General features: G+C 43.4%; 21 protein-coding genes and 1 tRNA gene. 17 read left to right on the forward strand and 5 right to left on the reverse strand.

Features of this window, described 5'->3' with window-relative positions; translation table 11 throughout:
- The first annotated feature begins 2 nt into the window (after positions 1 to 2).
- From Dia5BBH33_RS03960 to Dia5BBH33_RS04020, 13 genes are all read left to right on the forward strand, one after another.
- Positions 3 to 1,418 (forward strand): Rne/Rng family ribonuclease, encoded by a 1,416-nt coding sequence (locus tag Dia5BBH33_RS03960; RefSeq protein WP_143332417.1) that lies wholly within the window; start codon positions 3 to 5, stop codon positions 1,416 to 1,418.
- A gap of 12 nt (positions 1,419 to 1,430) precedes the next feature.
- Complete coding sequence (locus Dia5BBH33_RS03965; protein ID WP_022382138.1) at positions 1,431 to 1,763, forward strand: thioredoxin family protein; 333 nt, start codon at positions 1,431 to 1,433, stop codon at positions 1,761 to 1,763.
- 134 nt (positions 1,764 to 1,897) lie between these two features.
- Positions 1,898 to 2,149: a type B 50S ribosomal protein L31 gene (locus Dia5BBH33_RS03970; protein WP_022382137.1), complete on the forward strand. Its 252-nt coding sequence runs from the start codon at positions 1,898 to 1,900 to the stop codon at positions 2,147 to 2,149.
- Between the two features lie 186 nt (positions 2,150 to 2,335).
- Positions 2,336 to 3,418 carry a peptide chain release factor 1 gene (prfA, locus tag Dia5BBH33_RS03975; protein WP_108849786.1) on the forward strand — a complete coding sequence of 361 codons (1,083 nt, stop codon included), beginning with the start codon at positions 2,336 to 2,338 and terminating at the stop codon, positions 3,416 to 3,418.
- Complete coding sequence (prmC, locus tag Dia5BBH33_RS03980) at positions 3,408 to 4,277, forward strand: peptide chain release factor N(5)-glutamine methyltransferase (protein WP_022382135.1); 870 nt, start codon at positions 3,408 to 3,410, stop codon at positions 4,275 to 4,277. The genes prfA and prmC overlap by 11 nt, the downstream gene beginning before the upstream one ends.
- A gap of 2 nt (positions 4,278 to 4,279) precedes the next feature.
- Complete coding sequence (locus Dia5BBH33_RS03985; protein WP_108849785.1) at positions 4,280 to 5,326, forward strand: L-threonylcarbamoyladenylate synthase; 1,047 nt, start codon at positions 4,280 to 4,282, stop codon at positions 5,324 to 5,326.
- A gap of 167 nt (positions 5,327 to 5,493) precedes the next feature.
- Positions 5,494 to 5,940 carry a ribose 5-phosphate isomerase B gene (gene rpiB, locus Dia5BBH33_RS03990; RefSeq protein ID WP_108850885.1) on the forward strand — a complete coding sequence of 149 codons (447 nt, stop codon included), beginning with the start codon at positions 5,494 to 5,496 and terminating at the stop codon, positions 5,938 to 5,940.
- A 1-nt stretch (position 5,941) separates the two neighbouring features.
- On the forward strand, positions 5,942 to 6,499 hold the full coding sequence (locus Dia5BBH33_RS03995) for a TIGR01440 family protein (RefSeq protein WP_022381968.1): 558 nt from the start codon (positions 5,942 to 5,944) through the stop codon (positions 6,497 to 6,499).
- A 73-nt stretch (positions 6,500 to 6,572) separates the two neighbouring features.
- Positions 6,573 to 7,811, forward strand: a complete 1,239-nt coding sequence (locus Dia5BBH33_RS04000) for a serine hydroxymethyltransferase (protein WP_143332418.1) — start codon at positions 6,573 to 6,575, stop codon at positions 7,809 to 7,811.
- A gap of 157 nt (positions 7,812 to 7,968) precedes the next feature.
- Positions 7,969 to 9,066, forward strand: coding sequence for an efflux RND transporter periplasmic adaptor subunit (locus tag Dia5BBH33_RS04005; RefSeq protein ID WP_143332419.1), 1,098 nt, complete (start codon positions 7,969 to 7,971; stop codon positions 9,064 to 9,066).
- Positions 9,066 to 9,782 (forward strand): ABC transporter ATP-binding protein, encoded by a 717-nt coding sequence (locus Dia5BBH33_RS04010; RefSeq protein ID WP_022381965.1) that lies wholly within the window; start codon positions 9,066 to 9,068, stop codon positions 9,780 to 9,782. Before Dia5BBH33_RS04005 ends, Dia5BBH33_RS04010 begins: the two co-directional genes overlap by 1 nt.
- Positions 9,779 to 10,993, forward strand: a complete 1,215-nt coding sequence (locus Dia5BBH33_RS04015; protein WP_022381964.1) for an ABC transporter permease — start codon at positions 9,779 to 9,781, stop codon at positions 10,991 to 10,993. The genes Dia5BBH33_RS04010 and Dia5BBH33_RS04015 overlap by 4 nt, the downstream gene beginning before the upstream one ends.
- A 192-nt stretch (positions 10,994 to 11,185) precedes the next feature.
- Positions 11,186 to 12,322: an acyl-CoA dehydrogenase family protein gene (locus Dia5BBH33_RS04020; RefSeq protein WP_143332420.1), complete on the forward strand. Its 1,137-nt coding sequence runs from the start codon at positions 11,186 to 11,188 to the stop codon at positions 12,320 to 12,322.
- 40 nt (positions 12,323 to 12,362) lie between these two features.
- Here the strand turns inward: Dia5BBH33_RS04020 and Dia5BBH33_RS04025 are convergent, their stop codons facing one another.
- Complete coding sequence (locus tag Dia5BBH33_RS04025) at positions 12,363 to 13,415, reverse strand: IS30 family transposase (RefSeq protein WP_143332421.1); 1,053 nt, start codon at positions 13,413 to 13,415, stop codon at positions 12,363 to 12,365.
- 650 nt (positions 13,416 to 14,065) lie between these two features.
- On the opposite strand from Dia5BBH33_RS04025, the gene pheS reads away from it, so the two are divergent.
- Both pheS and pheT read left to right on the forward strand, forming a co-directional pair.
- Positions 14,066 to 15,079 (forward strand): phenylalanine--tRNA ligase subunit alpha, encoded by a 1,014-nt coding sequence (gene pheS / locus Dia5BBH33_RS04030; RefSeq protein ID WP_179951952.1) that lies wholly within the window; start codon positions 14,066 to 14,068, stop codon positions 15,077 to 15,079.
- Positions 15,080 to 15,099: 20 nt separating this feature from the next.
- Positions 15,100 to 17,571: a phenylalanine--tRNA ligase subunit beta gene (gene pheT, locus Dia5BBH33_RS04035; RefSeq protein ID WP_143332423.1), complete on the forward strand. Its 2,472-nt coding sequence runs from the start codon at positions 15,100 to 15,102 to the stop codon at positions 17,569 to 17,571.
- Positions 17,572 to 17,662: 91 nt separating this feature from the next.
- On the opposite strand, the gene Dia5BBH33_RS04040 is transcribed toward pheT, so the two are convergent.
- Positions 17,663 to 18,157, reverse strand: coding sequence for an S-adenosylmethionine decarboxylase family protein (locus Dia5BBH33_RS04040; protein WP_143332424.1), 495 nt, complete (start codon positions 18,155 to 18,157; stop codon positions 17,663 to 17,665).
- 331 nt (positions 18,158 to 18,488) lie between these two features.
- Here Dia5BBH33_RS04040 and argR point away from each other — a divergent pair, with 331 nt between their 5' ends.
- Positions 18,489 to 18,944 carry an arginine repressor gene (gene argR, locus Dia5BBH33_RS04045; protein ID WP_108849779.1) on the forward strand — a complete coding sequence of 152 codons (456 nt, stop codon included), beginning with the start codon at positions 18,489 to 18,491 and terminating at the stop codon, positions 18,942 to 18,944.
- A 17-nt stretch (positions 18,945 to 18,961) separates the two neighbouring features.
- Positions 18,962 to 20,626 (forward strand): DNA repair protein RecN, encoded by a 1,665-nt coding sequence (gene recN, locus Dia5BBH33_RS04050; protein WP_143332425.1) that lies wholly within the window; start codon positions 18,962 to 18,964, stop codon positions 20,624 to 20,626.
- Positions 20,627 to 20,676: 50 nt separating this feature from the next.
- Here the strand turns inward: recN and Dia5BBH33_RS04055 are convergent, their stop codons facing one another.
- The 3 genes from Dia5BBH33_RS04055 to Dia5BBH33_RS04065 all read right to left on the reverse strand — a co-directional run bounded on the left by Dia5BBH33_RS04055 (position 20,677) and on the right by Dia5BBH33_RS04065 (position 23,077).
- Positions 20,677 to 22,404: a DUF4127 family protein gene (locus Dia5BBH33_RS04055; RefSeq protein WP_022381954.1), complete on the reverse strand. Its 1,728-nt coding sequence runs from the start codon at positions 22,402 to 22,404 to the stop codon at positions 20,677 to 20,679.
- 138 nt (positions 22,405 to 22,542) lie between these two features.
- A tRNA-Ser gene (locus Dia5BBH33_RS04060) sits at positions 22,543 to 22,631 on the reverse strand.
- An 8-nt stretch (positions 22,632 to 22,639) separates the two neighbouring features.
- Complete coding sequence (locus tag Dia5BBH33_RS04065; RefSeq protein WP_232518086.1) at positions 22,640 to 23,077, reverse strand: nucleoside deaminase; 438 nt, start codon at positions 23,075 to 23,077, stop codon at positions 22,640 to 22,642.
- Positions 23,078 to 23,156 lie beyond the last annotated feature (79 nt).

Consider the following 23,156-nt stretch of genomic DNA (forward strand, 5'->3'; position numbering starts at 1 on the left):
AAATGAGACAGATTCTTCTTCATGTCGAGCCGGATGAAAAGATATTTGCCGCGCTTGATGATGGTATCTTAAATGATCTTGAGATCGAACGTAATAATAATTTGGATATAGTCGGAAGAGTCTATAAAGGAATCGTCAGAAATTCAGTTCCTTCTATAAACGGATATTTTATTGATATCGGTATTGGAAGGAATGCGTTTCTGAGGAAGAGAGATTTGCCTGCGGATACAAATATTACCGAAGGAAGCACTGTTCTGGTGCAGGTCGAAAAAGACAGCACGGAAACAAAAAGCCCCTTAGTGACCGGCAAAATCGGCATACAGGGCAAGTATTTTGTTATGCTTGTAAATAGCAGCTATGTTGGCGTATCCAAGAAGATTGTAGATACAAAGCGCAGAAGCAGCCTGAGGAGCTGGGTAAAATCTGTGCGTCCGGATGGCAAGGGTATCATTATACGAACTGCGGCTGCAAACGTCGAAGAGGATGTACTTAAAGAGGAAATCGAGTATCTGGATCATATATTCAACATTATTTCCAAACGATCCAAAGTGGAAAGGGGACCGGTGCTTTTATACAGAGGAAGCGATCTTATCGTCAAGGGGATAAGAGATTACATGAATGATGATGTGGAATCGTTCTTTATTGATGATGAGGAGTCCTTTGACCGTGCTTCTGAATTAGAAAAGAAGAAACCCAACAGTCTTGAAGACAGGCTGCATTATTACCATGGACCGGAGCTTTTACTTGAGAAATTTCATGTCGAAGAACAGATAGAGCAGCTGTTTGACCGAAAAGTCGAGCTAAAATCCGGGGCTTACTTTGTTATTGATTACACCGAAGCTTTGACCGTCATTGATATTAATTCAGGATCCTTTAAAGGGAATGGAATCCCTCACAGCGAGTCGGCTTTCCTGATCAACAAGGAAGCCGCTGTTGAGATTGCAAGACAAATCAAACTTAGGGAAATCGGAGGAATCATTCTCGTTGATTTCATTGATATGAATAAGAAATCGCAGAAGGATGAACTGCTTGATACGCTGAAGCAAGCATTTCAGAAAGATCATAACAAAGCCGTTGTATGCGGAATCACATCGCTTGGCCTTGTTGAAATAACAAGGAAGAGAACCAATCAGAGACTTTGGCAAAATTATTTTGATGCGTGTCCGGTGTGCCATGGTACGGGGATAGTACTTTCTCCTGAATCGATTGCCCGTTCTATCTACCATGATCTTCAAAAAAGGAAATCAGGGACTGGAATTAAGACAGGAATTACAATAGTATGTAATAAAGAAGTTGCAGATTTTATAAGTATAAAGGATAATATAACTAACTTTGAGACACTTGTTAATAAGCCGGTTAAACTGGAAGCAGATGATAGTCTCAAATGGGGGGTATATAGTATATTGTCAGAAAGATAAGAGGGGAAAACTATGGCTGTAGATATTCACTCAAAGCAAAATCTGGAAGATGAAGTTTATCAGAAGGATGGATATGTCCTTTTGAACCTATGGGCTGCATGGTGCCGTCCTTGTCAGGTCATGGAACCAACCTTGAAATTTGCTGAAGAAAAGTTTAAAGACAAAATTTCCTTTTGCAGATTAGAAGTAGAAGAACAGGAAGCACTGGCTGATTTATTCCAGACTGTCGGCATTCCGACTTTTGTCTTGTTTAAAGACGGGAAGGAAATCGGCAGGATCATTGGATATCGTCAGAAGGCCAAGTTCGTTGATGAAATAGCTAATATCATTAGGGACGGCCAGTAAACGAAGAGCCGGTCTTACAAGCTGATTTTATTGCAGAAATGGAATATTATTTTATTTCCTTTCCTTGCATTACCAGATTTCTTCTGATATAATAACAAAGAATTATCTATGTATTTGAAGTGAGGTGCAATTAAGTGAAGAAGGACATCCATCCGGACTATCATCCTGTCGTTTTCCGCGATATCGGTGCTGACTATTCCTTTCTGACTCGTTCTACAGCTGTTTCCAACCAGACTGTTAAATGGGAAGATGGAAATGAATACCCGCTGATCAATATTGATATCAGCAGCAAATCTCATCCGTTCTATACGGGACAGCAGCGTTTCGGTAAGGCTCGCGGCCGTATCGAAAAGTTCAACAAACGTTACGGAAAAACATCAGACTAAGAAACAGGGCTATGAAGCCCTGTTTTTTAATTTCATTTTTTAGGGATGGAATGCCTGCACACTTTGTTATTCATAGTGATATTCTGTTATACTGTACAATATAGTTTATTAACAGAATGGGATGAAATGGACTGTCATCATCCTGATATGAATTTATTTTTATAGTTTGAAGGAGCGTTTTGAAATATGCAGATCAATAAGTTGGATAAAATGGAAGCCAGGTTTATTTCACTGGAAGACCAGCTGAGTGATCCTTCTGTTATAGCCGACCAAAATAAATGGAGAGAACTTTCAAAAGAGCATTCTGAGCTGGCAGAAGTCGTCTCTAAATATAGAGAATATAAAGAAGTGCTGGATCAGGCGAAAGAGGCTTTGGAAATTCTTGGAGATAAATCACAATCAGACCTGCATGAGCTTGCCAAGGAAGAACTTAAGGAAAGCGAAAAACGCAGGGATGAACTGGATTTGGAAATACATAAATTGCTGATTCCAAAGGATCCCAATGACAGCAAGAATGTCATTCTTGAAATCAGAGCCGGAACAGGCGGTGAAGAGGCAGCGCTTTTTGCTGCAGATCTTTTAAAGATGTATCTGAAGTTCGCTGAGAGAAAGGGCTGGAAGGCAGAAATTGCAAGTGCTAACGAAACCGATCTGGGCGGATTTAAGGAAGTAACATGCACGATTGAAGGAAAGAACGCTTACTCCATTCTTAAATTTGAAAGCGGTGTTCACAGAGTACAGAGAATTCCTGAGACGGAAAGTCAGGGGAGAGTGCATACTTCTGCTGTCACCGTGGCAGTTCTGCCAGAAGCTGAGGATGTAGATATCGACATAAAACGTGATGATTTAAGGATAGATGTATATCGTTCTTCAGGTGCAGGCGGACAGCATATCAATAAGACATCTTCGGCTATCCGTATTACGCATATTCCTTCCAGTATGGTTGTTACCTGTCAGAATGAACGAAGCCAGAGACAGAATAAGGAAAAGGCGCTCCAGATTCTTAAGTCCAGATTATATGACCAGGCCCTGCAGAACAGCCAGAGCAAAGAGGCAGAAGACAGGAAGAATCAGGTTGGATCAGGAGACCGCTCCGAACGAATCCGTACATATAATTTCCCGCAGGGACGTGTTACCGATCACAGAATCAATATGAGCATCTATCAGCTGGATGATTTTTTAAATGGTGACATGGACGCGATACTTGACAGGCTCATCGAGGAAGACCTGTCGCGAAGAATGAAGGAAGGGGATTCCAGTGGCCGGTAATACAATATGGACGATTAATAAATTAATAACATGGACAACGCATTATTTTAAAGACCATCATATAGAATCGCCACGTCTTGATGCGGAAATCCTTCTTGCCCATGTGCTGAATAAATCACGCATTTATCTCTATACTAATTTTGATTTAATCGTCAATCCGGATGAGCTGGCCATGTATCGCGGATATATCAAAAAGCGCATTGAAGGATATTCGGTAGCAGCCATAACGGGTGAAAAGGAGTTTATGGGGCTCACCTTCAAGCTGAGTGAAAATACATTGATTCCAAGGCAGGATACGGAAACCTGGCTTGAAAAGGTCATACAGTATCATAGAAATGATCCTGAATTGTTTGTCGCTGATCTTGGGACGGGGAGCGGAGCTATTCTTCTTAGCTTCCTCTACTATTGCGAAGGTGCGCATGGTGTCGGTATTGATATATCTGAAGATGCGCTTGCAATTGCCAAGGGAAACGGAATTCAGCTGAAAATGGAAGACCGCGTGGAATGGCGTTTGGGCAATTACCTGACAATGCTCAAAGAAGGAGAGCTGTTTGACGGCATATTGAGCAATCCTCCGTACATTCCGTCAAAGGATATTTCAGGACTGGCTCCTGAAGTACAGAGAGAACCCAGAATTGCATTAGACGGCGGGGAAGACGGCCTTGATTTTTACAGAGAGCTTGCCAAGGAAGCGGCAAATCATTTAAAAGAAGGCGGTTTTCTGGCTGTTGAATATGGCATTGGGCAGACGCAGCCAATACTGGATATGCTGAAAGACAGCGGTTCATTTGAGGATTTCGAAGTCATAAAGGATTACGGCGGTATAGAAAGAGCTATATATTGCAGAAAGAAGTTTTAAAAATGGATACAAAACGAATTCATGTAAATGAGTCGTATTATAAAGAAGAAGTTTTCAAGTTAGGTAAAATATTAAGAGAGGGCGGACTTGTTGCGTTTCCAACGGAAACAGTATACGGACTTGGCGGCAATGCGCTGGATGCAGATGCTGCGAAAAAAATATATGCGGCAAAAGGAAGGCCATCCGATAATCCGCTGATTGTACATGTTTCCGGCAGGGATGAAGTAGAAAAATATGTAGAGCATGTAGGAAGCATAGAAAACAAATTAATAGAGAAGTTCTGGCCCGGGCCGCTTACGATTGTTTTTCCGAAGAAAGATATCATTCCGAAAGAAACCAGCGGAGGTCTTGATACAGTTGCATTAAGGTGCCCGCAGAATGCTGCGACAAGAGCCCTTATTAAGGCAGCCGGTGTTCCTCTTGCGGGCCCCAGTGCAAACATTTCGGGAAGGCCCAGTCCGACAACAGCAGATGATGTGCTCCATGATATGAATGGGAGAATCAGTGCTGTAGTGGATGATGGTCCATGCAACATAGGGCTTGAATCTACCATTATCGGTGTAGAAAATGGAGAAATCGTTGTTTACCGGCCCGGCGGCATCACGCTTGAAATGCTTCAGGAAATAGGACCCGCCAGAATGGACAGCAATCTGATTGTTGATACAGGTCATCCTAAAGCACCGGGCATGAAGTACAGGCACTATGCACCGAAAGCGCCTTTGACTGTATACACAGGAGACAGAGATTCTGCAGCCGCTAAAATCCTTGAAAAGGTTCATGAAGGAGATGTAAGTAAAATCGGATTTTTTGTCAGTGAAGAAACGGCTAAGATGCTTCCTGAAGATGCGATCTGCTATATCTGGGGCAAAAGAGAGGATAAGGAAAGCTTCGCACATAACTTATTCACAGGGCTGTTATATTTCAATGAGCAGCCTGTTGAGCAGATATACGGTGAAGGAACAGATCAGGCAGGTATAGGCCGCGCCATCATGAACAGACTGAAAAAAGCATCAGGCGGGCATATCGTGGTCGAGGAAAAAGAAACTTAATATAAAATTATTATGTATACACTTAATAGGTAATTGAATGAAGCTTTAAGTGCAGTAGCGGTAATTGATACATTTAAACCGTACATAGTGCATATTTATTTGCAATAAACTCCAATAAGGAGTATACTTTACGTAAAAGTTTATGTATTTTGACGAAAGGGAAAAATATGAAAATAGCCATTGCAAGTGACCATGGCGGAGTGGGATTAAAATCAGTTTTGATTAAACATTTATCCGACAAGAACATTGATTATGTTGATTGCGGCACTTATACAGAAGAATCCTGTGATTACCCTGACTATGCAGAAAAAGCGTGCAGGCTGGTGCAGAATGGCGAGGCAACGTATGCTGTCCTTGTTTGCGGTACCGGTATCGGCATGTGCATCGCAGCTAATAAAATGAAGGGAATCAGAGCGGCACTGTGCGGTGATGAATTTTCAGCACACTTTACCCGTGCCCATAATGATGCCAATGTATTGACACTTGGCGCAAGGGTTATCGGGCCAGGACTTGCTGAATCTATTCTCGACACTTTTTTATCCAGTGAATTTGAGGGCGGACGTCATGCCCGTCGTTTGGAGAAAATAAAAAAGATAGAAAACGAGGAATTGTAAGATGTATGAAGATCTCAAGGAACAAACAAGAAATTCCTTTAATGAGCTTTGCGAAACAGCCCAGTTTAAACCTGGCAGTTTAATTGTGGTCGGAGGATCGTCCAGTGAAGTAAGGGGAGGCGTGATTGGAAAGGACAGCTCTTATGAAGTTGGAAAGACTGTTACAAGTACAATTATCGAGGAAGCGGGCAAAAGACATTTGAGGCTTGCTTTTCAGTGCTGTGAACATTTAAACCGTGCTCTCATTATGGAAAGGGAAGATGCTGAATTCTTTGGGTATGATGAAGTTACAGTCGTTCCATGGCTTCATGCCGGCGGTGCATTTTCTACAAGTGCCTTCTATCAGTTCAAGGATCCTGTTGCAGTTGAAAGAGTAGCTGCCAGCGGAGGTATTGATATAGGTTTGACTATGATTGGAATGCATCTTAAGAGAGTGGCTGTACCCATCCGGCTGAAAGCAAACAGAATCGGACAGGCTTATGTTTCTGGTGCAAAAACCAGGCCGCCTCTTATAGGTGGTGAACGTGCCCATTATACAAGAGAGGATGGAATGGATTAAGATTTCAGAATCTCTTTATGGAATGATAATTGGAAATAGTTAAATTCGTGGGGATTTCAAGGAGGAAGGGAATATGGAGCATTTAAAAGCTGATCAGGCAGTATATGAAGCAATCCAGAAGGAATTAGGCCGCCAGAGGGATAAACTGGAAATGATCGCCTCTGAAAATATTGTCAGCTATGCTGTAATGGAAGCTCAGGGAAGCGTATTGACCAATAAATATGCGGAAGGATATCCGGGCAAGAGATATTATGGCGGATGTGAATATGTTGATATCGTTGAGCAATTGGCTATCGACCGTGCTAAAGAACTTTTTGGTGCAGAACATGTCAATGTTCAGCCGCATTCCGGCTCACAGGCAAATTTTGCCGTTTATTATGGGCTGCTGAATCCTGGTGACACAGTCATGGGCATGAACCTTACGGACGGTGGTCATCTGACACACGGAAGTACGGTCAATATCTCCGGAAACTATTTCAATTTCGTTCCTTACGGTGTCAGAAAAGAAGATGAACTTCTTGATTATGAAGCAATGGAAAAGATTGCCAAGGAAGTACAGCCAAAATTAATTATCGGCGGCACCAGCGCGTATTCCCGTATTATCGACTTTGAACGTATTGCAGCAATTGCAAAAGAAGTTGGCGCATTATTCATGGTCGATATGGCTCATTTTGCAGGTCTGGTTGCAGGCGGCGAATATCCAAGTCCGATTCCTTGGGCAGATATCGTAACGACAACTACACATAAGACACTTCGCGGACCAAGAGGCGGTGTCATCATGTGCAAGGAACAGTATGCAAAAGCCATTGATAAGGCTGTTTTCCCAGGCATGCAGGGGGGACCGCTGATGCATATCATTGCAGCAAAAGCGGTTGCTTTCGGTGAAGCACTCTCTGATGACTTCAAACAATACGCTAAACAGATCAAACGCAATGAAAAAGTTCTTTCTGATGAACTGCAGCGTGTCGGAATCCGTGTTGTTTCCGGCGGTACGGATACTCATGTACTCTTAGCTGATATGCAGGCCGTAGGCACAACCGGCAAAATAGCACAGAATGCTTTGGATGAAGTCGGCATTACTGTCAATAAGAACACAATTCCATTCGAAACGCTCAGCCCGTTTGTGACAAGCGGCATTCGTCTGGGATCCCCGGCCTTAACAACCAGAGGGTTTGTTGAGGAAGACTTTGTTGAAATTGCTGATATCATTGCAACAGTAGTCAAGAATCCTGAAGATGAAGCTGTTAAATCAGCATGTGCTGAAAGAGTCAAAAAACTTTGTGAAAAGTATCCGCTCTATCAGGATCTCTAATTGAACGAATATAATTTCAAAAAGGGTGAGTACGTAATGCAGGCGCAGGCGTACCCGCCCTTTTTTGATTCAGTGATATTGGGGGCAGTGCATCATGTGTGCTATAATTTAAACCATAGGGAATGGAATTCAAACACTCGATAAGGAGTTGGTGTATATGACAAAGAAAAAAGGCATAATAGCAATTATTGTTGTCATCTTGATTATTATTTCAGGTGCATACTATTGGTACACGAAATCAAATGAAACTAAAAAGGATGATTACACACTGGGAACTGTTGCAAGGAGCAATATAGGTTTGTCTATTGATGCGACAGGAACTATTGAACCGGTAAACAGCGTTGATTTGTCTGCGACAGCATCCGGTACATTGGAAAAGGTTTATGTCAAGCAGAATGAAAAAGTCACTAAGGGCGAGACATTGGCAACCATCGAATCAAAAGCACTGACCTCCACAATGAAACAGGCTCAGAATACATTGTCGAATAAGGAATCCTATTACGACAGATTGAATAACCTTTATAAACAGGGAGCGATATCTTATCAGGAAATGGACAATGCCAGACTTGATTATTTGAATGCACAGGCATCCTATGACAAAGCACAGGCAGATGTCAATGATACAGTCATTGTTTCCCCAATGGATGGGGTTGTCATCGGTGAACCAATGAAGGAAGGGGAAACCGTCTCCCAGGGGCTGTCCAGCCAGATGGTCATTGTGAGCGTTGCTGACCTTTCTTCCATGCGTATTGAGCTTCTGGTAGATGAAACAGATATTGGAGAAGTAGCCGTCGGACAGGGTGTAGAATTCACCGTTGATGCGTATCCGAATAAGACATTCCATGGTGTTGTTACTGATATTTCCAAAAAGCAGTATTCCTCATCCAGCTCTTCCTCCAGCTCCTCCAGCTCTGTCGTATATTATACGGTTTATGTTGGAATCAATAAGGACGAATTGGATGGGCTCTACCCCTCTATGACTGCCCGCGCAACAATCAAGGGACGTCAGGATGATGATGTCTTGACTGTTCCGGTAACTGCAGTCAGAACAGATTCAAATGGATCTTACCTATATGTAAAGGATGGAGACGGAATCAAAAAGTCCTATATAAAGACAGGAATTACGACAGATAAGGCCGTAGAGGTGCTTTCTGGTGTAAGCGAAGGCGATCAAATCGTCGTAAGCGGTACTGTATCTCAGGAAAAAGCTGCGGCTCCGACGACAAGGGATACGCGGAGAGGACCGGGGTTCTAATGGCAATAAAAACAGATGAGCAAGCTGAAGAAGTTATCCGGCTCCAGGGAATAGGAAAGAGTTACTACATCGGTGATCAGGAAGTGCCTGTATTGACGCATATAGATCTTTCCATCACTAAGGGGGAATTCGTGTCGATTATGGGCCCTTCCGGGGCTGGCAAGTCCACACTGATGAATATCTTAGGCTGTCTTGACCGGCCGACAAAAGGGTCCTATAAATTAGACGGAAAAGAAGTCGCTAATCTGACAGATAAAGAATTGGCATATACCAGAAACAAGAAGATTGGATTTGTTTTCCAGAGCTTTAATCTGCTGCCGCGCCTGTCAGCTCTTGATAATGTTATTCTTCCAATGATATATGGAAATGTCTTTAAAAAAGAGCGCAAAGAACGTGCAGTGAAAATGCTGGAATCAGTGGGGCTGGGTGACCGTATAGACCACATGCCGGCGGAAATGTCAGGCGGCCAGAGACAACGCGTTGCCATCGCCAGAGCATTGGTCAATGATCCCGCCATTATCATGGCAGATGAACCTACAGGGAATCTTGACAGCCACTCGACCAGGGAAGTCATGGAGATATTTGCTGATCTTTATAAAATGGGGAAGACGGTTATACTGGTTACCCACGAAACGGATGTAGCCAATTATGCCAACCGCCATGTGGTATTGTCTGATGGCCATATTAGCAAAGACTTTAAGGGGCGATTGCTATGACAAATATATATTTTGAAAGTGTATTGATGGCCTGGAGTTCTATCATCAGCAATAAAATGCGGTCGCTATTGACAATGCTCGGTATTATTATCGGTGTTGCTGCGGTCATTGCATTGATGTCTATAGGTTATGGTGTCCAGTCATCAATCGAAAGCAATATCTCAAGCCTGGGAACGAATACAATCACTATTACTCCTGGTACAGGCAGAAAGCCCGGCATAAGGCCGGCTGCCGGTTCTATGCAGACTTTGACATACAAGGATTATGAAGCAATAAAGAATCTTCCTAATATCTCTTATGCAGCGCCGCTGGTCAATACGAGCTATGTCGTTGTCAATGGCAACAAGAACTGGACAACCCGCATCTATGGATGTACAGAAGACTATGCCAAGCTTTCAGATCTGAATGTTTCAGAAGGACGTTTCTGGACGGCAAGAGAATATAATGAAAGAGCAAGAGTGGCTGTTATCGGCCAGACGGTAGCAACAAGCTTATTTGGAGAGGAATCCCCGATCGGGCAGAAGATACGTATCAATGGCGATCCGTTTACCGTTATCGGACTGCTTGAGGCGAAAGGGTATTCCTTTATGGATCAGGACGATCGTATCCTCATTCCGTTTACTACCGTACAGGAAAGAATGCTCCATATAACATATGTCAATAATATTGCCATCTCATCGGAAAACAGCAGTGATTTAAGCCAGATAGAAACGGATGTTACGAACCTGCTGAGACTCAGGCATCATATAGCAACCGGGGCTGATGATGATTTTTCCATTCAGAATTCTCAGGATCTTCTGAAGACAATGGAATCAACGACCAGAACATTGACCATTTTCCTGGGAAGTATCGCTGCTATTTCCCTTTTGGTAGGCGGTATCGGCATCATGAATATCATGCTCGTTTCCGTTACGGAGCGTACCAAGGAAATCGGCATCAGGAAAGCACTTGGAGCAACTTATGAAATGATTATTGTCCAGTTCTTGATTGAATCTGTGACAGTCAGTGTCGCCGGCGGGCTGATCGGGGTCATCCTTGGAATTATTATTTCAAAGATCATTCCTTATGTTTCTACCTTAACCACGGTTTTGACAGTAACCCCAATCTTGGGATCTTTCTTATTCTCTGTGCTTATTGGTTTGATTTTTGGTATATATCCAGCACAAAAGGCTGCCAAATTGAACCCAATTGATGCCCTTCATTATGAATAAGTCAGATAATTGATTTCCTGTTTTATAGAACTGATTATTTCTTTATTATGTCTGATATGCTAAAATTTTACAGAGATCAGCATTAACTTGCATCTGATGATTTTTCAGACTATTTCACAGTATAAGCAAAATAGGGAAGAGACCGTTGAACTGATGTATTGTTAATTTTTATGTACCTAATGGAGGTAAAGTATGGATTTTTCGCTGACAGCCAAACAGCAGGAGCTAATCGGATTAGCTAAAGAAATTAGTGAGAAGGAAATAGCTCCCAGAGCCTTGGATATTGATAAAAGCGGAGTTATGGATGAAGATCTTCTTAATATTTTGAAACAGTCAGGAATGACTACCCTGGCTGTGCCAGCTGAGTATGGCGGACCAGGACTTGATCTTCTTACGGTTGCTCTGGTGACAGAAGAAATCGCAAAGGGGTGCGCTGGTGTTGCTACTGTCTGTGCTGCTAACTCCTTAGCTTCTTTCCCGGTTGTTGTAGCGGGTTCTGAAGAACAGAAAAAAGAATACTTCGACTGCCTGAATAAGGGCGGCATGGCATGTTTCGCACTTACCGAACCGGGGGCAGGATCTGATGCCGGGGCTGTTGCGTGCAAGGCAAAAAAAGTAGAAGGCGGATATCTGCTTAATGGTACGAAATGCTTCATCACCAATGCACCGATTGCTGATAAGATCACTCTCTTTGCAAATACAAGAGAATTCGGCGGCATTCGCGGGCTGACTGTATTTATGGTGGATAGAAATACACCGGGCGTTACAATTGGCAAAGAAGAAGACAAGATGGGTATCAGAGCATCTGCTACATCTGAAATCATTCTTGATGACTGCTTCGTGCCGGCAACGGCTCTGGTAGGCAGAAATGGTATGGGATTCCGTATTGCGATGGAAACTTTAGAGAAGGCCCGTCCTATTGTAGGCGCCATTTCCGTCGGCATTGCACAGGCGGCTCTTGAACATGCCATTCACTATGCCCACCAGCGCAAGCAGTTCGGACAGAAGATTGCATCGTTCGAAATGGTTCAGGAAATGATTGCCGATATGGTCATGAAGACAGAAGCTGCAAGAGCTCTTGTTTATAAAGCCTGCTGGCTTGAAATGAACAATGATAAACAGGCTTCTCTGTATTCTTCCATGTCCAAGTGCTATGCATCTGATGTGGCAATGGAAGTAACTACGACTGCCGTGCAGGTTATGGGCGGCAATGGATATTCCCGTGAAAATCCGAATGAAAAATACATGCGCGACGCCAAGATCATGCAGATTTATGAAGGAACCAATCAGGTACAGAGACTGGTTATCGCCAATGCTGCATTGTATTAATTCCCGAATTGCAATAATAAGTTGAACACCCGGCGAACCTTTATGCAGTAAGTGCTGCAAGCATTTCTTCCCTAAAGCACTCCTCGGGTGTCTTATAGCCGAGTATTTTTCTTGGCAGGGTGTTGGCCCAGCACTCTACTCTGGAAATGTGTTCCACTGGGTAATCCTGGATTTTCTTCCCTTTGGGAAGAAATTGACGGAATAAGCCGTTGTGATTCTCATTCGTACCTTTGTCGCCGGAGCAGTACGGATGCGCATAATAGATCCGTGTGTGACTTAGTTTCTCTAGCTCCGACAGGCTGGAAAACTCACTGCCATTGTCTGTCGTAATGCTGAGGAACACTCGGCTGAAACAGCCGCGGAACATTCCATCCTTCAATTTTCTGAAGGCTGCTATTACAGAGGCACTTTCCTTGTTGGGCAGTTTTCTGATGAGGGAACAGCGTGTCTTGCGCTCAACCAGAGTCAGCAGTACTTCGTCCTTTGAGCGAGATCCCAGTACAAGGTCACACTCCCAATGCCCGAAATCCTGACGCTCATCCACAGAAGGATCGCGCTCATCTATACTGCGGCCGAACTTCTTCTTACGCTCACGAACCCGCTTCCTGGCGTTTTTTCGCTTGACGCGCAAGGGCAGGTCAATACTCTTGATTTTTCCTAGGAGCCCCAGCGTGACATAGTTGTACAGGGTTTTCGTACAGACCATCTCGCCACGTTGACATTCTCCCGTAACCAGTGCCCTGCCAAAGCAGGCATCGAGCGACCAGTGATGTTCCTGAAGTCTCTTCTGCACATAGTCGAGGAATGCTCCCTTTGCTATGGCGTCGCATTTGCGACCACAGTTTTCGCGATGCGCCTCATAGGTGCTTTGCCCGTCTGCTGCGCGATAGCGTTCCACCTTGCCGTTATAGCAAAGAACCTTGCCACGCTTCACCTCGTTGCGTACCGTATTGACACAGCACCCAATCTCACGGGCTATGCTCCGATACGATTGCTTGTCGCGGAGACGCGTTTGGATAATGACTCGTTCCTCAAAAGTTAAATGAGCCCCTTTTTTGCGTAACGTATCCGTGGTAAAATGATTTTGATCCATAGCGATTCTCCTTTGTGGTTGTGTTTTTTGTGCAACTACATTTTACCACAAGGGTTCGCTATGGATTTTTAAGTGTTCAACTTAATTATACAATCCGCCCATTGTATTAATTGGAAATTTTAATTGACATTTCCGTCTGGAATGTTAAAATATTTTTATCATTATAGCAATGACGAAGACAGAACTCCCAAGTTCTCTCATAGGGATCCGATGATAGTGGAACATTGGAAGGGTACCGGAGTTTATTCACTTCAGAGCTTTTGGCTGAACGGAGTAGGCCAAACGTAGGGACTGCGTTAAGGTTTTCAAGATATAAATTAGGGTGGTACCGCGAGTAAGAGAACCTCGCCCCTTTGCCGGGGCTGGGTTCTTTTTTTATTTAATTATTTGATTGTTCACTTTTCTGATTACATCAAAAAAGTATTTTTACAGGAGGGGACTGGAACATGGACAAGGATTTAGAAGAGCTTAAGGTAAAAGCTCAGCAAATGCTTAAAAAATGCAGAGAGGGTGACTTAAGTGTAGAAAACCTGCCTGATGTCCGCAAATCTTTAAACAATCTGCTGAATGATATCAAATCTCACAAATTGCTCGAGGATGTCGAATTCATGAAAATTGCAAAGGAACTTGGCAATGAGGTTGTTAATTTCATCAATACTGATTTAGCTGAATTGCAGAAATCTGCCGAAGAAAAAATCAGTGCAGCAGTTGATGAAAGAGAACTGCAGGATGCCAAAGTATTTTATCTTGGCAAGAAAGGAAAGCTGACCGCAATCCTTAAAAACATGAAAGACGTTCCCGCAGACCAGCGTCCGGTTATCGGCACTGCAGCGAATACAGTCAGGGCTGCTGTTGAATCTTTCATCGGTGAAAAGCAGGCACAGCTTAAGGCAAAGCGTCTCGAAAGCCAGATTAAAAATGAGACCGTTGATATTACACTGCCCGCCAGACACCATAAGGCCGGCCATGTCCATCCATTGGACAAAGCTTTGAGAAAGATCATGGAATCCTTTGTTCGTATGGGTTACTCTGTCGAAGAAGGACCGGAAATCGAATCGGATTATTATAACTTTGAATGCCTCAACCTGCCGAAAGATCATCCCGCCAGAGATATGCAGGATTCATTCTACATAACAAATGAAATTCTCTTAAGAACACACACTTCTCCGGTTCAGGCCCGCACCCTTAGAAGACATGAACCAAACTCTCCAATCAGAATGATTGCTCCTGGCAAAGTTTTCCGCTGGGATAATGATGCTACACATTCTCCTGTATTCCATCAGGTAGAAGGCTTAGTCGTCGATAAGGGCATCAGCTTTGCTGATTTGAAAGGAACACTGGAAATTTTCTTAAAGGATCTGTTTGGTTCCGATACAAAGATCAGATTCAGAGCCAGCTACTTCCCGTTCACAGAACCATCTGCTGAAGTCGACATCTCCTTTGCTTCCAGAACTCATGATGAGGGCGGAGATCCTGACTGGCTGGAAATTCTTGGCTGCGGCATGGTGCATCCTCAGGTATTGAGCCTTAACGGGTATGATCCGCAGCAGGTGAGCGGCTTTGCCTTCGGTATGGGTATTGAACGTATTGCCATGCTGCTTTACGGAATTGATGATCTTAGAAACTTCTATGAAAATGATGTAAGATTTTTGGAACAGTTCTAAGACAGAGAGGGGATATTAGAATGAATGTATCTTTAAAATGGCTGAGTACATTAGTTGATATAAAGGGCCTTGATGCTGAAGAAATGGCCGAAACTCTGACTATAGACGGAATACCGGTTGAACATGTCATTTATCCGGGAAAGAACCTCAGGGGCGTTGTAACCGGGGAAATACTCAGCGTTGACAAGCATCCTGATGCAGACCGCCTTTTAGTCTGCAAGGTCAATGTTGGAAGCGGCAAAACCGTTCAGATTGTTACCAGTGCACATAATGTTGAACCGGGACAGATTGTACCGGTCGCTCTGGATGGTGCACATGTGCCGGCAACTCATGATGCAAGCCAGCCTTCGGGTCTGAAATTTGGTGATACACTGATCAAGGCAGGAAAGCTCAGAGGTGTTGAATCTGCCGGAATGATGTGTTCCGCTGGTGAGATGGGCCTTGATTTGAATCTTTATCCTGAACTTAATAAGGAAGGTATTCTGATTCTTCCCAAGGATACACCTGTAGGGAATGATATTCATACCTTATTTGACTTGGATGACGTTGTTTATGAAATGGAACTGACTGCCAACAGAGCCGACTGCTTCAGTATGATAGGTATGGCGCTTGAAGTTGGTGCAATTTTCAACCGCAAGGTCACTTTGCGGGAAATCGCAGTCAGGGAAACGGGTCTCCCGATTGCTGGCCGCGCTTCCGTTCATATCAGTGATTCCAAATACTGCAAGCGTTTTTGCGGACGCCTCCTGGAAAATGTCACCATTACACGTTCTCCTGTGTGGATTGAAAACCGCCTGAGAAGCAACGGAATCAGGCCAATCAATAATGTGGTTGATGCGGCCAATTACGTTATGCTCGAAATCGGGCAGCCTCTTCATACGTATGATTATGACAAGATTGACGGCCATTCATTGACATGCCGTCATGCAGAAGAGGGAGAAAAGATAGTAACCCTCGATGAAAACGAGAGAATCTTATCCTCTTCCGATCTTGTTATTTCTGATGGAAGCAATACGGCTGCATGCATCGCCGGTGTCATGGGAGGACTGAATTCCGAAGTTACGGAATCGACGAAGAACGTCCTCCTGGAAGCAGCTGTTTTCGACAGCGCATCCATAAGACGTACTTCACGCCGCCTGGGCCTTCGTTCTGAAGCGTCCGGCCGTTACGAAAAGGGAATCAACCCTGCAAGAACGGAAATGGCCATTAATAGAATCTGCCAGCTTCTGGAAGAACAGGGAGCCTGCCAGGTTGCATCCGGAATGGTTGATGAATATCCGGTCAAAGCTGAGCCGCAGATCATCGTTACATCTGTAAGAAAAATCAATGAATATATCGGCATTGAAATTCCTGCTGAAAGAATCATCAATATCCTGACCAGCCTTCATTTCGATGTCAAGGAATCGGAAGGAACGCTTGCGGTCACTGTTCCTGATTTCAGGCTTGATCTTGAAGGAATGCCTGATCTGGCAGAAGAAGTGGCAAGAGTATACGGGTATGCGAATATTCCTAATAAGACCCCATGGAGTGCTATTAAGAAGGGCAGCATCTCAGATGAGCAGAAAGTTCTCTTCAATATCAGCGATACCTTGATTGCCGACGGAATGTCTCAGGTTGTAAATTACAGCTTCATGGATAAGAAGGAACTGAAAAAGCTCAACTATCCTGAAACGGATAAGGTTTACAACGCAATCAAGATCATGAATCCTATTTCAGAAGAATATCCTGATATGAGAACAACGCTGCTGCCAGGACTTCTTCACACTCTGGCTTACAATCTGGCACAGCATAATGAACAGATTTCTATCTTTGAACATGGACATGTTTATCAGCCAAAGTCGCTTCCATTAACAGAACTTCCTTATGAATATGCACTGGTTTCCGGTCTGCTTTGCGGTGGTCCTGAAGAAAAAGGATATCCAAACAGCAACAGGGAATATGATTTCTTTGATGTCAAGGGAATCATGGAAGATGTATTCAAGGCACTGAACATCAAGGGGTATGAAACTGTAAGGTCCACATATCCTGTATTCCATCCAGGTATTTCTGCGGACTTTGTCAAAGATGGAAAGGTAATCGCTTCTTTTGGCGCATTGCATCCTTCCGTGCTGGATCAGATGAATATAAAGAAAAAGGTTTTCGGTTTTGTCATTTCCATTCCGGAAGTCCTTGGCATTGTCGATGAGGTCATAGATTATCATAAGATTCCTAAATTCCCATCCTCGACAAGAGATCTGTCAATGATGGTTCCGACGCAGTACATGAATATTGATGTAGAAAAGATCATTCATGATGCAGCAGGAGATAATCTGGAATCCCTGTATCTGTTCGATCTGTATCAGGGAGAACAGGTTAAGGAAGGCTTCAAGAGCATGGCCTACAAACTGTCTTTCCGCGCAGCAGACAGAACCCTTACCGATGCAGAAGTGGATCAGTGGGTGAACAATATTGTCAATGCACTTGCAAAGGCAGGAATTAATTTAAGAGCGTAACACCAATAAAAAAGGAGCACATGCCGAAAAGGCAGTGCTCTTTTTTTAATTGGTATGGATCCTGATAAACGAATATATTGAACCGCAGAAGTTATTCCGGCCCAAGTCCGCCTCTCTTTTCATTCCGGTGGACAATGTAGCTGGCTACTTTCTTTCCGGCAGCCGACATCTGATGTCCTGTATTTTTGAACTTATGCATCGTTGTCGATTTCGAATGGATATTAGGCTTCATATCAGGATTTATATTTCCTCTCTTGACTGAGGTTGCCCTGATTTTCTCCGGATGGAAATAGTTTCTGAGCATCACCATGGTCCGGGTCGGTTTTAAATCTGCATCAAAGCTGTAAATATCCACGGCTGCATAACAAAGCTGCGGGTAAGCATGTACGCAGATATGAGATTTATCTCCGTAAGCAGCAATGATTACCTCATCTTCGCTTTCATGGCAGAAGTTTTCTTTTAATGTCATTCCGATTTTTTCAGCAGCATCAATCATGGCTGCAAGCAGATCTGGTGACGAATCTATAGAAGAAGGTCTGCATCCATAGCAGTCAACCAGCAAATGCTTTCCGATATAATTATCCATATACATATCCCTCTATACAATGAATTGATTTTCTTTATTAAATTATAACAGAATATCCGATTTCATGCATTTATTTTGCAATTGTTTGCATTATCAAGAGCGTTAAACGGACGAAAGCAGAAAATCCTGACTGAAAACTTAATAAAATTTCAGGAAAGTGATCCGTAAAAAGAATTTTTATACAGAAATCATTGACCTTATTCACTAAATGCTTTAAAATTTATAATAAATATTCATAGGATTTAAAGTATGTCTATTCATTTGCAGGGATCTCATCTTGAACCGATGACTGAAGACTCCTGCAAAGGAAGCAATAGGAAAGGTAGATATAATGAAAAGATATAGAATAATGAAGATAAAGGAAATCATACAGAATCAGGTCATTGAAACGCAGGAAGAATTGGCCGCTGCTTTGAAAAAAGAGGGGATCGTAGTTACACAGGCAACTGTATCCAGAGATATCAAGGAGCTTATGCTGATTAAGGTTCCCTACAAGGACAGGCATTACAGATACGCTTTATCTGATGAAAAGCAAAATGTCATGCCCAAGAACCACACAGCCATGTTGTTTCAGCAGGCAGTCACAAAGATTGACAGCAGCATGAATCTTGTCGTTTTACACACGATTCCCGGTTCCGCATCGGCAGTTGCATTTGCTATCGATCATGCCAATTCTGATGTGGTTATAGGAACGCTGGCCGGGGACGATACGATTCTGATCATTTTGAAGAGCCCGGAAGACGTTCCTGTCTTTCTTGAACATATTCAAGGACTCTTAAAGTCATAAAAGTGAGGCGGTGAACAATGCTTCAAAGTCTTCATATCATTAACTTTGCAATCATTAAAGATACTGTTCTTGATCCGGCATCCGGCGTGACAATCTGCACGGGCGAGACCGGATCGGGAAAGTCTATCGTTATTGATGCACTGGCAGTTTTAATGGGAAGGCGTGCAAAGACTGATTTCATACGTACGGGAGCCGATTACTTCAAAATTGAAGGTGTGTTTTATGTAGATGACACTATCATCGAAGATCTTCAGAAGGAAGGGATCGATACCGACGGCAATCAGCTTATTTTATCCAGAAGACTCAATAGGAATGGAAGAGGCATATGCACAATTAATGGCAATTTCTGTACGGTTCGCCAGCTGCAGAGTCTGGGAAGCAAGCTCGTGAGGCTTCACGAGCAAAATGATAATATGGAACTTCTGTCGATCCCGTTTTGCGAAAGAATGGTGGATACAGGTACTCCGGATGTCATAGCATCATATAAGAAATACCGGGAACTATACAAAGAATGGAAAAAATTAAAAGATGATCTCGATGATTATAAGTTAAGGAAACAGGAGAGAGAACGCAGGCTTGATACCCTGGAATGGGAACTCAACCAAATCAATGCAGCAAATCTCCATGAGGGAGAGGATGAAGAGGTAACCAGCAAGCTAAATATCCTCCAGAATCATGAGAAGATCCTGAGGGCATTGCAGGGAGCACTGGATATTATCACAGCTGATAATGGGGTACAGGATTGTATAGCAAAAGCGGTCAAGGAGGTATCCATTGCCTCTTCCTATGACAACTCCATTGCATCACTCTCGGAATCCTTGGATTCAGCAGCATATTCTCTGGAAGACGCAATTACGGGAATTGAATCATACTTGTCAGGCAGTGATTTCTCCGAGGAGGAACTTAGCGGGCTTCAGGAAAGAAATGAAGTTATTCTTGAAATGAAGAAAAAATTTGGCCCTGCCATTAAGGATGTAATCGCATATGAAGCCAATGCAAAGGCAGAGTATGACTCCCTCAAGGAAATTATTTATGATAATGACAGTATGCGGGAAAAATTCAGCGTATTGACGAAGATGGTTATGCAGGCAGCAGAATCATTGAATCACTTAAGACAGGTTTCCTCCGCCAGAATCCTGAACCGTGTAGTCGATATCTTGAAAGATATGGGTATGAATAATGCCAGGATGGAGCTGCACCTCGTACCTGCGAAAGAACCAGTTCCCAACGGTGCTCTTGAAATGGAATTTTATTTTTCCGCCAATACGGGCGAACCTTTAAGAAGCATGAAGGATACAGCGTCCGGCGGCGAAATATCCAGAATTGCGTTAGCCATTGAAATGGTGATTTCCAACCTCTTGAAAAGACAGACACTGATATTTGATGAAATTGATGTGGGCATCAGCGGGCGTGTTGCTATTCAGGTCGCGAAGAAAATCGGAATTCTATCCAAATCTCTGCAGATCTTATGTATTACGCATCTTCCCCAGACCGCATGCATTGCGGATAAGCATTATAAAATTGCTAAGAAAGTCATTGACGGGCATACTTTTGCTGAGGCAGACCTCCTTAATGAAAGCCAGCATCTGAATGCCATTGCTCTGATGATTTCCGGCACCTATGATTCGGCAAGCGCCTTAGAGTCTGCCAGAGAAATGGAAAAAAGCGTCAAAAACGGTTAATAAAAAAGGAGACCAGTTTCAAATGCGGTCTCCTTTTCTGCTGCAGATTTTTATTTATTTATATAGACGGTCGAGATATCCGTACCTTCGGATACATTGCTTCCCTTAGCCTGCACGGGAACGGAAGCGGATTCGGCTTTTGCTTTCTGCTGTTCCTGAGCTTCTTTCAATTTTCTGGCAGCTTCCTGCTCTTCTTTAAGTCTCTTGGCTGCCTGCGTCATATAGACGGGGTATATAGGATTCGGAGAGACTTTTGCATCAATTTCAAACAGGCGGTTCCATGGGAAATCTGCTGAAACGGTGGCCGGATTCAATCCTAATTTTCTCTTCGCAAAATCCTGGACTTCAGCTATCATTTCTTCCTTGATATCCGGGGTAGGGATATAGTTTGTATGCTGAGATTCACACATTCTGGTTATATCCTTGCGGATATTTGCCTGATAAGCCCAGTTGTCGAGATATTGCTCGGTAAGCATATCTTTATGATCCTGCGCGGACATGTCAGGAGCCAGGATAGCCTGTGCGATGGCAAATCCGATTGTATTCGACGCAGTATTCCATCCGTCATAGGCAGCTACTTTGTAGAGAATGTCATGCTTCTGCATAAGCTTCATTAAAGTATTATCGGAGCCGTTTGCAAAGTAAACATCAACCATGGCAACCGGGATTCCGCGATCGATAATGCTGTCGACCTGGTTCATGAAATCTGTTGTGCTTTGTTTCATCATGCCGTAGTTGCTGAATGTTCCGGATTCTCCAGTCGAAACAAGAGGCGTATTAACGGCAAGCATAATATCCGGTGTGTTCTTTTTGATAATCGTTCCGCCGGCCGCAATGACATGTTCTTCTATCGTCTTTCCAATCGGCTGATTCTCATAACTTGGAACCGTATCTTCTTCACGGCCTAAAGGATAGATTACAGAAAATGTCGGCTTCAGGTGATTGGCATCATTGTGGTATCTGGCAATTAAAAGCAGGGCCAGCTGATCGGCGCCTGGGAAGGAACCGTAAATTTTAGGGGAGAGTCCCTTCGCATCCTTGGTCAGGTATCTGGACTCCAGAGCGGACTGAGAGTTCTTGCTGTTATCATCATGTCCTTTGCAGAAGTACGCAAAAACACCTTCCCGTGTATCTTCGATCAGTTTCCTGTTGATGATTGTATTTTTAGTTCTTCTTTTATACCAGTCCTGAAGGTATTCTGAAGGGACAGAGAGTTTCAAAGAAAGAAGCTCAGCAGTTTCAGCATTGGAGATCGTCCCGATATCCATTTTGTCCTGCAGAGCAGAAATTCTGTATAATGATGTCCCGTAGCTGGTATAGTAATAGGGCTCTACTCCTCCGCTGGAAGCATAAGGAGTTCTCATAATTGTACCGAATGCATAAATCGGAACACTCGGGAATCTTCTGTGAAGTGTGCGGATTCGGTCAGCTCTGTTCTCCAAAGTCTCAAGTGATTCATTATGTTTTCTGGAATCAACGAGTCCTCCGTAAATCAAGGTATCAGTGGAGAGGATGGCAGCATCTGCTTTGCCTATGTTCCTGTCTACCCATTGCCAGATAAGATCGGGGCTTCCCTGATAATTTTTCCCGGACAGATATGCGTCCGGAGGCGTAAGGACCGTATAGCCTGCCTTTGTTGCTGTTGAAACTGTATAAGATAAGCTTACGGGACGGTTATCCTGAGGAACCAGAAGCAGGGTCTTGGCATCGGAAGATAGAATCCCGCCTGCAATGAAAAGAGCAGAGGCCAATACGAATAGTTTTCTTTTCAGTACCAAGTTAAAATCCTCCATAGTTAAAAGTTATTTTAAATATTATATCACGTACAGGATAAGTAATAAATTTTCCGTGCAATAGAAAAAGCAGAATTAGAAAAAGCAGAATTTTCCCGAAAAAGATAATTCTGCTTTAATTTCTGGCGGAGCAGGTGGGATTCGAACCCACGGGCCGCGAACGGCTAACGGATTTCGAGTCCGCCTCGTTATGACCACTTCGATACTGCTCCATATTAAGTTAATGGCTCTCCCGGCTCAATAAAAAGAACTTGTCCATCAGTTCTTTGCACTCATTGAATCTGACTCCGGCAGTAATGGAGAGATTATGGTTGAGTGCCTGAGACTGCCCGATCTGAAAGATGGAATTAATCCCACCATACTGCATATTAGGAGCTCCGTACACAAGTCTTGATATACGGGAACCCATAATTGCACCGGCGCACATAGGGCATGGCTCTATGGTAACATAAAGAGAACAACCCGTCAAACGCCAGCGGGACAGGAATTTTGAGGCACTTTTTATTACCTGTATCTCGGCATGGCCCGAGGGATCATTCATCGTTTCTTTGGTGTTATGGCCTATGGCAATGACAAAATCGTCAAGGGTCAGGACAGCACCGATTGGAACTTCTCCTGCGGACAATCCCTTCAGCCCTTCTTTAATGGCTAGATTCATATATTTTGTGTCATCCATTATAACCTCTGTTATAGAGCATTCGTAAATAACAATACTTTCTGTATTTTGCTAATCATAA

This window comes from Dialister hominis, assembly GCF_007164725.1.
GTDB classification, from domain to species: Bacteria; Bacillota; Negativicutes; order Veillonellales; family Dialisteraceae; genus Dialister; species Dialister hominis.